The following is a 249-nucleotide window of genomic DNA, read 5'->3' as shown; positions in this document are numbered from 1 at the left end:
GCCAGCTCATATTTATCTGATACACAACAATCTCCTTTTGATGCATTGTCTGAACGTGAGATGCAAGTGGCAATGATGGTTGTAAACTGTATAAGTGCTCAAGAGATTGCTGATAAACTTTTTGTTAGTGTAAAAACTGTAAATACCTAACGTTATCTTATTTTTGAGAAATTGGCAATTGACAGTGATGTCAAACTGACCCATCTTGCGATTCGTTATGGGCTGATCTAACCTTAAAACCGTGGGGGA

The 249-nt window shown here is 37.8% G+C and carries 1 pseudogene; it reads left to right on the top strand.

Features of this window, described 5'->3' with window-relative positions:
* Positions 1-231, top strand: a pseudogene (gene gacA, locus AC2Q9J_RS18320) (response regulator transcription factor GacA); the annotation flags it as partial.
* Between the last annotated feature and the right edge of the window lie 18 nt (positions 232-249).

It is taken from the genome of Planococcus sp. RAB007_Raresut, from assembly GCF_057369535.1.
Note: the sequence above shows the minus strand (reverse complement) of the source record. Positions and strands in the feature narration are given on the sequence as shown.